The sequence below is a fragment of the Methylomicrobium album BG8 genome (genome assembly GCF_000214275.2).
Lineage (GTDB): Bacteria > Pseudomonadota > Gammaproteobacteria > Methylococcales > Methylomonadaceae > Methylomicrobium > Methylomicrobium agile.
The window spans coordinates 3,709,917-3,721,971 of the sequence record NZ_CM001475.1 but is presented as its reverse complement, the minus strand read 5'-3'; the positions used below and the strand labels follow the sequence as shown (position 1 = coordinate 3,721,971).

Sequence of the window (12,055 nt, the reverse complement as noted above, 5' to 3'; positions counted from 1 at the left end):
GGAACCCTGCGTCCGGGACTTATTTAAATTTAAAGAGGATAAACTCTTGAAAGATTTAATGAATTTTTTGAAGCGTCAAGGCCGGGCCGAAGATTTCGACGGTATCCGGATTGGCTTGGCATCTCCCGACATGATCCGTGCCTGGTCCTATGGAGAAGTCAAAAAACCTGAAACGATCAACTACCGCACCTTCAAGCCGGAGCGCGACGGCCTGTTCTGCGCGAAGATCTTCGGACCGGTCAGCGACTACGAATGTTTGTGCGGGAAATACAAGCGCCTGAAGCACCGTGGCGTCATCTGCGAGAAATGCGGCGTCGAAGTCACGCTGTCGAAAGTCCGCCGCGAGCGGATGGGTCACATCGAGCTGGCAAGTCCTGTTGCGCACATCTGGTTCCTGAAATCGCTGCCGTCGCGGATTGCGCTGCTGCTCGACATGACGCTCCGCGAGATCGAGCGCGTCCTGTATTTCGAATCCTTCGTGGTGTTGGATCCGGGCTTGACGCCGTTGAACAAGGGTCAATTGTTGACCGACGACGAATATCTCGACGCGGTCGAGCTGCACGGTGACGATTTCGTTGCGAAAATGGGCGCCGAGGCGATTTACGACTTGCTCAAGGCAATCGACCTGAAGGAAGAGGTCAATGTGTTGCGCGAGGAAATCAATTCGACCAATTCCGAGACCAAGATCAAGAAATATTCGAAGCGCCTCAAGGTGATCGATTCCCTGCTGAGTTCACGCAACCGGCCGGAATGGATGATCCTGAAAGTGCTGCCGGTATTGCCGCCGGAGCTGCGCCCCTTGGTGCCGCTCGACGGAGGCCGTTTCGCGACATCCGATCTGAACGATCTGTACCGCCGCGTGATCAACCGGAACAACCGTTTGAACCGCCTACTGGATCTGAATGCGCCGGACATCATCGTGCGCAACGAAAAGCGGATGCTGCAGGAATCGGTCGATGCCTTGCTCGATAACGGCCGCCGCGGCCGGGCGATTACCGGCACCAACCGGCGTCCTTTGAAATCCCTGGCCGACATGATCAAGGGCAAGCAGGGGCGTTTCCGGCAAAACCTGCTCGGGAAGCGGGTCGACTATTCCGGCCGGTCGGTAATCGTGGTCGGTCCGACCTTGCGCCTGCATCAGTGCGGTCTGCCGAAAAAAATGGCGCTGGAATTGTTCAAACCTTTTATTTTCAGCAAGCTGCAGTTCCGCGGCCATGCGACCACGATCAAGGCGGCCAAGAAGATGGTCGAGCGCGAAGGCGCCGAGGTGTGGGATATTTTAGAGGAAGTGATCCGCGAGCATCCGATCCTGCTGAACCGTGCGCCGACTCTGCACCGTCTGGGTATTCAGGCGTTCGAGCCGATTCTGATCGAAGGTAAGGCGATTCAGCTGCATCCTTTGGTATGTAGTGCGTTCAACGCGGATTTCGACGGCGACCAGATGGCGGTGCACATCCCGCTGTCGCTCGAAGCGCAGCTCGAAGCCAGAACGCTGATGATGGCGACCAACAATATCCTCTCGCCCGCGAACGGCGAGCCGGTCATCAATCCGTCTCAGGACGTGGTGTTGGGGCTGTATTACATCAGCCGGCAAAAAGTCAATGCGAAAGGCGAAGGCGGCATCTTCGTCAGTGTCGGTGAAGTACAAAAAGCACTGATGGAAAAAACGGTGGAACTGCAGTCGAAGATTCAACTGCGGATCACTGAAAGAACCAAAGCCGAAAACGGAGAGATCATCGAAAAGACTCATCGCGTCGAAACCACGGTCGGCCGCGCACTGATCTGGGACATCGTGCCCGAGCTGATGCCGTTCGAATTGGTCAACTGCGACATGACCAAAAAGAACATCTCGCGCCTGATCAACTACTGCTACCGCTACCTCGGCAACAAGGATACGGTTATCCTGGCGGACCAGCTGATGTATCTCGGTTTCCGTTACGCGACGATCGCCGGCGTGTCGTTCGGCGTCGAAGACATGGCGATTCCGGCAAAGAAAGTCGATATCATCACGTCTGCCGAAGCGGAAGTCAGCGAGATTCAAAGCCAGTACGCATCCGGTTTGGTGACCGACGGCGAGCGCTATAACAAGGTTGTCGACATCTGGTCCCATGCGAACGATCAGGTCGCGAAGGTGATGATGGACGGTCTCGGCGAAGAGAGCGTGATGAATGCCGATGGCGAAATGGTCAAGCAGAAATCGTTCAATTCGATCTTCATGATGGCCGAATCGGGCGCCCGGGGTTCCGCGGCGCAGATTCGCCAGCTGGCGGGGATGCGGGGGTTGATGGCGAAGCCGGACGGTTCGATCATCGAAACACCGATCACCGCAAACTTCCGTGAAGGTCTGGACGTATTGCAATACTTTATCTCGACTCACGGTGCCCGGAAGGGTCTGGCCGATACCGCGCTGAAAACCGCGAATTCGGGTTACCTGACCCGGCGGCTGGTCGATGTGGCTCAGGATCTGGTCATTACCGGTGAGGATTGCGGTACCGAAAACGGTTTGATCATGATGCCGATCATCGAAGGTGGCGATGTGGTGGAACCGCTGTCCGAGCGTGTGCTGGGTCGTGTCGCGGCAAAAGACGTGATGGAGGCGAGCGGCGAAAAAGTTGTCGTTCCGGCCGGTACGCTGTTGAACGAATATTGGGTCAGCGTGCTCGAAGAGCAGAGCATCGACCAGGTACTGGTGCGTTCGATCATTACCTGCGAAAGCCGTTATGGCGTCTGCGCGGCCTGCTACGGACGCGACCTGGGCCGCGGCCATCTGGTCAATATCGGCGAAGCGGTCGGCGTGATCGCGGCGCAGTCGATCGGCGAACCCGGTACGCAGTTGACGATGCGGACTTTCCACATCGGCGGTGCGGCTTCCCGGTCGGCGGCGATCAGCAACGTACAGGTCAAATCGTCCGGTACGGTCCGTTTGAGCAACCTGAAATCGGTCTTGAATCGCGAGGGCAATCTAGTGGCGGTTTCTCGCTCGGGTGAAGTCGGCGTGGTCGACGATTACGGCCGTGAGCGGGAGCGCTACAAGATTCCCTACGGTTCGGTGCTGTCGGTGCAGGAAGGCGGCCGCGTGAACACGGGCGACATCATCGTCACCTGGGATCCGCATACGCACCCGGTCATTACCGAAGTAGACGGTGTCGTCAAACTGGAGCATTTCAACGAAGGTGTCACCGTTCAAAAAATCTCGGACGAAGTGACCGGTCTGAGCTCGTTGGTGGTTACCGATCCGAAGCAGCGCGGCAGTGCGGGCAAGGAATTGCGTCCGATGGTTAAGCTGATCGGTGCCGCCGACGAAGCGATCTTCTTGCCGGGAACCGAAATTCCCGCGCAGTACTTTCTGCCGGCCGGCGCGATCGTCGGCATCAAAGACGGCGGTGAGGTGAAGGTCGGCGACGTGTTGGCCAGAATTCCGCAGGAATCTTCGAAAACCCGTGACATTACCGGCGGTCTGCCGCGCGTTGCGGACTTGTTCGAGGCCCGCAAGACCAAGGATCCGGCGATCCTGGCCGAAACGAGCGGAACCGTGTCTTTCGGCAAGGAAACCAAAGGCAAACAGCGCGTGATCATTACCGATGCGGCCGGCGAACAGGTGGAAACCCTGATTCCGAAGTGGCGCCATATCACCGTATTCGAGGGCGAATATGTCGAAAAGGGTGAAACGATCGCCGAAGGCGAATTGACCCCGCACGACATTCTGCGTCTGCGCGGTGTTGAAGAGCTGGCGAATTATCTGGTCAAGGAAATTCAGGACGTTTACCGTCTGCAAGGGGTAAAAATCAACGACAAACACATCGAAGCCATCATTCGCCAGATGCTGAGAAAAGTCGAGATTACCGCTTCCGGTGATACCTCCTTCCTGAAAGGCGATCAAGTCGAGCGTGCCGCGCTACGTGAAGAGAATGATCGGATGGAAACCGAAGGCAAGATTCCGGCTAGTTTCGAGCCGGTCTTGTTGGGCATCACTAAGGCTTCATTGGCAACCGAATCGTTCATTTCGGCCGCCTCGTTCCAGGAAACGACGCGCGTATTGACCGATGCGGCGGTTCGCGGTTTGAGCGACAGTCTGCAAGGTTTGAAAGAAAACGTGATCGTGGGTCGGTTGATTCCGGCCGGAACCGGTCTGGCTTATCACGAAAATCGAAAGAATCGTGCTGCCCAGTACCAGGTAGTCGAATCCGAAGCGGCATCGGCAGTCGATGCGAGCGATGTGGAAGAGGCTCTCAAACAGGCGCTGAATCTGTAAGTACCGAGTTAAATTACATTTTAATGTAAATTCGTCTTGACCTGGCTAAACTTTGTCAGTATCATAAACGGCTAACATGAACTAACGTGATTGGTCAGGTCGAAAAAACCGATAACCGCCGGCCCGCTAAAGCCAGGCGGTTATTTTTTTATAATCTGGCAGTTAATTGATATCGGAGTAATTAGAAAATGGCCACGATCAACCAATTGGTCCGTAAGCCACGTGCCAAGAAAATCGAAAAAACCAATGTTCCTGCATTGGAAGCCTGTCCGCAGCGTCGGGGGGTTTGCACGCGTGTTTATACCACTACACCTAAGAAACCGAATTCGGCGCTGCGTAAAGTGGCTCGGGTTAGGTTGACCAACGGCGCTGAAGTCAGTAGCTACATCGGCGGCGAAGGCCACAACTTGCAAGAGCACTCCGTGGTTTTGATTAGAGGTGGCCGGGTCAAGGACTTGCCAGGTGTGCGTTATCACGTCGTGCGCGGCAGTCTCGATACTTCTGGCGTCAATAACAGAAAATGCGGTCGCTCCAAGTACGGAACCAAACGGCCAAAAGGCAAATAACAGGTTGATAAGCTATGTCTAGAAGAAGAGTTGCTACCAAAAGAGAAATCATTCCGGATCCGCGTTACGGCAGTGTGATGCTGAGCAAGTTCATGAACATGATCATGGAAAGCGGCAAGAAATCCATTGCGGAAGGCATCGTTTACGGCGCTCTGGATGTGATCGAAAGCAAAGGCCATGGCGAACCTCTGGAAGTTTTGTCTAAGGCGCTTGAAAATGTACAGCCCCGCGTAGAAGTGAAATCGCGCCGCGTGGGTGGTGCGACCTATCAGGTGCCTGTCGAAGTACGCCCCTCTCGCCGCGTGGCATTGGCGATGCGCTGGTTGATCGACGCGTCGCGTAAAAGAAATGAAAAGAACATGCCGGCCAAATTGGCGGGCGAATTGCTGGATGCCTACGAAAACCGCGGCGCTGCAGCGAAGAAGCGGGAAGATACGCACCGCATGGCGGAAGCGAACAAGGCATTCTCGCATTATCGTTGGTAATCGGTTACTGCAGATCGTAATTTAGCCGTGGCTCGCAAGACTCCGATAGAGCGATACCGTAATATCGGTATCATGGCTCACATTGATGCAGGGAAAACCACGACTACCGAACGGATTCTCTATTACACCGGCGTATCGCATAAGATAGGCGAGGTGCATGACGGGGCTGCGACGATGGACTGGATGGCGCAGGAGCAGGAGCGGGGGATTACGATCACCTCTGCGGCGACGACCTGCTTTTGGTCCGGAATGAAAAAGCAGTATCCGCAGCACCGTATCAATATTATTGATACGCCTGGCCATGTCGATTTCACGATTGAGGTCGAACGTTCGCTCAGGGTTTTGGACGGAGCCTGTGCGGTTTTTTGTGCGGTAGGCGGGGTCGAGCCTCAGTCGGAGACGGTTTGGCGACAGGCGAATAAATATCATGTCCCCCGCTTGGTATTCGTTAACAAAATGGATCGCTCGGGAGCGAATTTCTTGCGGGTGATCGAACAGATCAAGTCGAGGCTGGGAGGTCTGGCTGTGCCCATGCAACTGCCGATCGGCGCTGAAGACCGCTTCGAAGGCGTGGTCGATCTGATCAAGATGAAGGCGATCTACTGGGACGAAGGCAATATGGGGATGACCTTCCAAGAGAGGGACATCCCGCCCGATATGCTGGAAGAGTGTAAAACGTGGCGCGAGCATATGGTCGAGGCCGCTGCCGAAGCCAGCGAAGAGTTGCTGGAAAAGTATCTGCTCGAAGAAACGCTCACGAATGAGGAAATCAAGCAGGGCATCCGTCAGCAGACGATAGCCAATAAGCTGATGCCGGCGTTCTGTGGATCCGCCTTTAAAAATAAAGGCGTGCAGGCCATGCTGGATGCGGTAATCGAATACCTTCCGGCGCCAACCGATGTGGTGGCAATTAAAGGTCATCTGGAAGACGAAGAAACCGAAGCGGAGCGACCCTCGAGCGATGAGGCTCCATTTGCCGCCTTGGCTTTCAAAATCGCGACCGACCCCTTTGTCGGCGCTTTGACGTTTTTTAGAGTGTATTCCGGGGTGCTGAATTCCGGCGACAGTGTCTATAACTCGGTTAAAAGACGCAGAGAACGGATTGGTCGGTTGGTGCAGATGCATGCGAACAGCCGCGAAGAAATCAAGGAAGTTCGTGCGGGCGACATTGCCGCTGCGATCGGCTTAAAAGATGTTACGACTGGCGACACTTTGTGCGATCAGGATCATAAAATCGTGCTGGAGCGGATGGATTTCCCTGAGCCGGTCATTTCCGTGGCGGTAGAACCGAGAACAAAGGCCGACCAGGAAAAGATGGGCATTGCGCTCGGCAAACTTGCCCAGGAGGATCCTTCCTTCCGCGTCAGAACGGATGAGGAAACGGGGCAGATCATCATTTCGGGAATGGGTGAGCTGCATCTGGAAATTATCGTCGACCGGATGCGCAGAGAGTTTAATGTTGAAGCGAATGTCGGCGCGCCGCAAGTGGCCTATCGCGAAACGATACGGAAAAGGGTCGAGCAGGAAGGCAAGTTCGTCAGGCAGTCCGGAGGGCGCGGTCAATACGGTCATGTCTGGCTGCGAATCGAGCCGCAGGAGCCGGGTGAAGGTTATCAGTTCGTGAACGGCATTGTCGGTGGCATAGTCCCGAAAGAATACATTCCTGCGGTCGATAAAGGCGTGCAGGAGCAATTGAAAAGTGGTGTGTTGGCCGGCTACCCGGTTCTTGATGTCAAGGTGACCTTATTTGACGGTTCCTACCACGATGTCGATTCGAGCGAAATGGCGTTTAAAATCGCCGGTTCGATGTGTTTCCGTGAAGGCGCGAGAAAGGCGGATCCGGTCTTGCTTGAGCCGATCATGAAAGTGGAAGTGATCACGCCCGAAGATTATATGGGCGATGTGGTCGGCGATATCAACCGGCGGCGCGGTGTGATCCATGGCATGGAAGATACGCCGTCAGGCAAGGCAATCAGCTGTGAAGTGCCGCTTGCCGAAATGTTTGGTTATGCGACCGATTTACGGTCGGCGACTCAGGGACGGGCGACATATACGATGCAATTTGAAAAGTACACTGAGGCGCCGGCAAGTATTGCGGATGCGATTATTAAAAAATCTTCATTATTTTGAATATTAAAAGAATAGGGTATTGACACATGGCCAAAGAGAAATTTTCCCGTAGCAAGCCACACGTAAACGTCGGCACGATCGGACACGTCGACCATGGCAAGACGACCTTGACCGCGGCATTGACCAAAGTCATGGCGGAACTGCAAGGCGGCGAAGTCAAAGCGTTCGACCAGATCGACAATGCGCCGGAAGAGCGGGCGCGGGGGATCACGATCGCCACCTCGCACGTGGAGTACCAATCGGCAGCCCGGCACTATGCGCATGTGGACTGCCCGGGCCATGCGGACTACGTGAAGAACATGATTACCGGTGCGGCGCAGATGGACGGCGCGATCCTGGTGGTCTCGGCGGCCGACGGCCCAATGCCGCAAACCCGCGAGCACATCCTGTTGTCCCGCCAGGTCGGCGTGCCCTACATCGTGGTGTTCCTGAACAAGGCGGACATGGTGGACGATGCCGAGCTGATCGACTTGGTTGAAATGGAAATCCGCGAGCTGCTGGACCTGTACGAATTCCCGGGCGACGACACCCCGATCATCGTCGGATCGGCCTTGAAGGCCCTGGAAGGCGACCAAAGCGAAGTAGGCGTGCCCGCCATCATCAAACTGGTCGACGCCCTGGATAGCTATATCCCGCTACCGGAGCGCGCCGTGGACGGTGCCTTCCTGATGCCGATCGAAGACGTGTTCTCGATCTCGGGTCGCGGTACGGTCGTCACCGGCCGGGTCGAGCGCGGTATCATCAAGGTCGGTCAGGAAGTGGAAATCGTCGGCATCCGTCCGACCCAAACCACCACCTGCACCGGCGTGGAAATGTTCCGCAAGCTGTTGGATCAAGGCCAGGCGGGCGACAACGTCGGCATCCTGCTGCGCGGCACCAAGCGCGATGACGTGGAGCGCGGCCAGGTGCTGGCGCAAAAAGGCACGATCAAGCCGCACAAACAGTTCAAGGCGGAAATCTACGTGTTATCGAAGGAAGAAGGCGGTCGTCATACCCCCTTCTTCGATGGCTACCGGCCACAGTTCTATTTCCGGACCACCGACGTGACCGGTGCGGTCAAGCTGCCGGAAGGCACCGAAATGGTGATGCCGGGCGACAACATCGCCGTCGAAATCACCCTGATCTCGCCGATCGCGATGGACGAAGGGTTGCGGTTTGCGATTCGCGAAGGCGGCCGTACCGTCGGTGCGGGCGTTGTGGCTTCTATTATCGAGTAATAAACAATGTCAAATCAAACAATCAGAATCCGTTTGAAGTCATTTGATCACAAATTGATCGATCAATCGGCTGGTGAAATAGTAGAAACTGCAAGAAGAACCGGTGCGCAAGTCAAAGGGCCGATTCCGTTGCCTACTAAAAAAGAACGGTTCACGATTTTGATCTCGCCGCATGTCAATAAAGATGCCCGGGATCAATACGAATTAAGAACCTATAAAAGATTGCTGGACATTGTAGAGCCTACCGACAAGACCGTTGATGCATTGATGAAACTGGATCTTGCCGCAGGCGTGGATGTTCAAATTAAGTTGAATTAAAAGATAGAGGAATTGGCAGATGTCAATAGGTCTTATAGGTCGTAAGTGCGGTATGACCAGGGTTTTTTGCGAAGATGGCTCGTCTGTGCCGGTAACCGTACTGCAGATCGACTCCAATCGGGTCACTCAGGTTAAAGGTATCGAAAACGATGGTTATCGCGCTGTTCAGGTGACTGTGGGCGACGTGAAATCATCGCGAATCAATAAAGCAATGGCCGGTCATTTTGCGGCGGCCAATGTGACGGCGGGTCGCGGTCTTTGGGAATTCAGGCTCGAAGACGGCGAAGGCGAAGGCATTTCTGTCGGTTCTGAACTGTCTTTGGATATTTTTTCCGCGGGTCAAATCGTGGACGTTCAGGGAACCAGCATCGGTAAAGGTTTTGCCGGGGCGATCAAGCGCCACAACTTTCATATGCAGGATGCGACCCACGGTAACTCGGTGTCGCACCGGGTGCACGGTTCGGTCGGTATGAACCAGACGCCAGGCCGCGTTTTTAAGGGCAAGAAGATGGCGGGTCATCTGGGTGCGGTCAAGACGACCGTGCAAAATCTGACCGTCCATGCGGTCGATGCCGAAAGGCGTTTGATTCTGGTTAAGGGCGCTGTGCCAGGCGCGAAGGGCGGTGATGTCGTGATCAGGCCCGCCTCGAAAATGAAAAATAAAGGTTAAGTTATGGGTTTGCAAGTACCTGCATTGAATGATCAAGACACGGCCGGCAAGGTCGAAGTCAACGAGGCCGTTTTTGGTCGGGATTATAACGAAACGTTGATCCACCAGATCGTCACACGCTTTCTGGCAGCCAAAAGAGCCGGTACCAAGGCGCAAAAGACCCGCTCCGAAGTGAGCGGCGGCGGTATGAAGCCATGGCGACAAAAAGGCACCGGCCGGGCGCGTTCGGGATCGACCCGCAGCCCGATCTGGCGTACCGGTGGTGTGGCGTTTGCGGCAAGACCCCGCAACTACGAGCAGAAGTTGAACAAGAAAATGTTCCGCGCCGGCATCCGCTCGATCCTGTCCGAATTGCTTAGACAAGATCGCTTGGTCGTGGCGAACGACATTTTGCCGACTTCGCCGAAGACGAAGGATTTTGTGGCCAAGCTGAAAGGGCTGGACGCACGCCGTATTCTGATCGTGGTCGATTCGGTCGATCAAAATCTGGCGCTGGCTTCTCGCAATGTGCCTTACATTGAAGTCGTTGAAGCGAACAATCTGAACCCGGTGCTGCTGGTGTCGGCTGAAAAGGTCATTGCGACTTCAGGTGCGCTGAAAAAAATCGAGGAGCACTTAGCATGAGTACGCATCAAAATTATTTAACGACGGTCATTCGCGCGCCGGTCATTTCCGAAAAGAGCACGCTGCAGGCCGAAGTAAACAAGATTATTGTATTCAAAGTCCTGAAGCAAGCCACCAAAAAGCAAATCAAGGATGCGGTGGAGCTAATGTTCAATGTCGAAGTCGACAACGTCAATGTCCTGAATGTGCAGGGCAAGCAAAAACGTTTCGGCCGTACCTTGGGTAAAAAATCGGATTGGAAAAAGGCCTATGTCAAGCTGAAACCCGGCCACGACATCGATTTTTCCGCGGCTTAATTCAACAGATACAAAGATCAATTAGGAAACGGTAGTTAACATGGCGATTGTAAAGTCAAAACCGACATCACCAGGTTCACGGTTTGTCGTACGGATCAAATCAGACGATCTGCATAAAGGCAAGCCGTATGCACCATTGCTGGATAAAAACAGCAAAACGGGAGGTCGTAACAACCAAGGGCGTATCACAACACGTCATGTCGGCGGTGGTCACAAGCAGCACTACCGTATTATTGATTTTAAAAGAAATAAAACCGACATTCCGGCCGTTGTCGAGCGCCTCGAGTACGATCCTAACCGTACCGCGAATATCGCTCTGGTCTTGTTCAAAGACGGCGAGCGCCGCTATATCATTGCTCCTAAGGGCCTGTCGGTCGGCCAGGAAGTGCTGTCTTCCGAAACCGTGCCGGTCAAGCCGGGCAACTGTATGCCGCTGCGCAACATTCCTCTGGGCACCACCGTACACTGCGTCGAGTTGAAGCCGGGTAAAGGTGCGCAGTTGGCCAGAAGCGCGGGCACATCGGCGCAATTGGTGGCGCGCGAAGGCGCGCATGCCACTTTGAGGCTGCGTTCCGGCGAAATGCGTAAAGTACTGGCGGATTGCCGCGCGGTGATTGGCGAAGTGTCCAATTCGGAGCATAATCTGGCGTCTCTCGGTAAAGCCGGCGCAACCCGCTGGCGCGGTGTCAGACCGACCGTTCGCGGTGTGGTCATGAACCCGGTTGATCACCCGCACGGCGGCGGCGAAGGCCGTACTTCCGGCGGCAGACATCCGGTTTCGCCATGGGGTATGCCGACCAAGGGCTACAAGACTAGAAAAAACAAGCGGACTGACAACATGATCGTCAGACGCCGTAAGCAAAAATAGTGAGGAATTAGCGTGCCACGTTCAATTAAGAAAGGTCCTTTTGTTGATCACCACCTTATCAAAAAGGTGGAAGATGCGGTAAGCAGCAATAATCGGAAACCAATTAAAACCTGGTCCAGAAGATCGATGATAGTACCCGAAATGTTGGGTTTAACCATTGCGGTCCATAATGGACGCCTTCATGTTCCGGTACTCGTTTCCGAGAATATGATCGGCCACAAGCTTGGCGAATTTGCCCCAACTCGAACATACAAAGGCCATGTGGCCGACAAGAAATCCAAATAGGTGAGAGATGGAAACTAGTGCAAAATTAAGTAATGCGCCTTTGTCGGCGCAGAAAGCCCGGCTGGTTGGGGATCAAATCCGCGGACTGCCGGTGGATCAGGCCTTGAACGTGTTGAAATTCAGCTCCAAGAAAGGCGCGGCGATCATGAAAAAAGTGCTCGAGTCCGCGATCGCGAATGCTGAAAACAATGATAGCGCCGATATCGACGAGTTAAAAGTGTCTACCGTTTATGTTGATGAAGGGGCGACCTTGAAAAGATTTAAGGCAAGAGCCAAAGGACGTGCAAACCATATCCTGAAGCGGACTTGCCATATCACAGTTAAAGTCGCAGAGAAGGCATAGG

General features: G+C 54.5%; 12 protein-coding genes. All 12 read left to right on the top strand.

Annotated features, from left to right (window positions below):
• Nucleotides 1-46 precede the first annotated feature (46 nt).
• The 12 genes from rpoC (at nt 47) to rplV (ending at nt 12,054) form a co-directional block, all read left to right on the top strand.
• Nucleotides 47-4,252 (top strand): DNA-directed RNA polymerase subunit beta', encoded by a 4,206-nt coding sequence (rpoC, locus tag METAL_RS16085; protein ID WP_342633114.1) that lies wholly within the window; start codon nt 47-49, stop codon nt 4,250-4,252.
• Nucleotides 4,253-4,440: 188 nt separating this feature from the next.
• Nucleotides 4,441-4,818, top strand: coding sequence for a 30S ribosomal protein S12 (gene rpsL / locus METAL_RS16080; RefSeq protein WP_005373976.1), 378 nt, complete (start codon nt 4,441-4,443; stop codon nt 4,816-4,818).
• A gap of 14 nt (nt 4,819-4,832) precedes the next feature.
• Entirely contained in the window at nt 4,833-5,303 is a 471-nt protein-coding gene (gene rpsG / locus METAL_RS16075; protein WP_005373974.1) for a 30S ribosomal protein S7, read from the top strand.
• Nucleotides 5,304-5,330: 27 nt separating this feature from the next.
• Nucleotides 5,331-7,433: an elongation factor G gene (gene fusA / locus METAL_RS16070; protein WP_005373970.1), complete on the top strand. Its 2,103-nt coding sequence runs from the start codon at nt 5,331-5,333 to the stop codon at nt 7,431-7,433.
• Nucleotides 7,434-7,459: 26 nt separating this feature from the next.
• On the top strand, nt 7,460-8,650 hold the full coding sequence (gene tuf / locus METAL_RS16065; protein WP_005373968.1) for an elongation factor Tu: 1,191 nt from the start codon (nt 7,460-7,462) through the stop codon (nt 8,648-8,650).
• Between the two features lie 6 nt (nt 8,651-8,656).
• Nucleotides 8,657-8,968, top strand: a complete 312-nt coding sequence (rpsJ, locus tag METAL_RS16060) for a 30S ribosomal protein S10 (RefSeq protein WP_005373966.1) — start codon at nt 8,657-8,659, stop codon at nt 8,966-8,968.
• A 19-nt stretch (nt 8,969-8,987) separates the two neighbouring features.
• Nucleotides 8,988-9,638, top strand: a complete 651-nt coding sequence (gene rplC, locus METAL_RS16055; RefSeq protein WP_005373964.1) for a 50S ribosomal protein L3 — start codon at nt 8,988-8,990, stop codon at nt 9,636-9,638.
• Nucleotides 9,639-9,641: 3 nt separating this feature from the next.
• Nucleotides 9,642-10,262, top strand: a complete 621-nt coding sequence (rplD, locus tag METAL_RS16050; protein ID WP_005373962.1) for a 50S ribosomal protein L4 — start codon at nt 9,642-9,644, stop codon at nt 10,260-10,262.
• A complete protein-coding gene (rplW, locus tag METAL_RS16045; protein ID WP_005373961.1) occupies nt 10,259-10,558 on the top strand; it encodes a 50S ribosomal protein L23 in 300 nt (99 codons plus the stop codon). Before rplD ends, rplW begins: the two co-directional genes overlap by 4 nt.
• A 40-nt stretch (nt 10,559-10,598) precedes the next feature.
• Nucleotides 10,599-11,426, top strand: a complete 828-nt coding sequence (rplB, locus tag METAL_RS16040) for a 50S ribosomal protein L2 (RefSeq protein ID WP_005373959.1) — start codon at nt 10,599-10,601, stop codon at nt 11,424-11,426.
• Nucleotides 11,427-11,438: 12 nt separating this feature from the next.
• Complete coding sequence (gene rpsS, locus METAL_RS21165) at nt 11,439-11,711, top strand: 30S ribosomal protein S19 (RefSeq protein WP_005373958.1); 273 nt, start codon at nt 11,439-11,441, stop codon at nt 11,709-11,711.
• Between the two features lie 7 nt (nt 11,712-11,718).
• Nucleotides 11,719-12,054 (top strand): 50S ribosomal protein L22, encoded by a 336-nt coding sequence (gene rplV, locus METAL_RS16035; RefSeq protein WP_005373955.1) that lies wholly within the window; start codon nt 11,719-11,721, stop codon nt 12,052-12,054.
• Nucleotide 12,055: the final 1 nt, after the last annotated feature.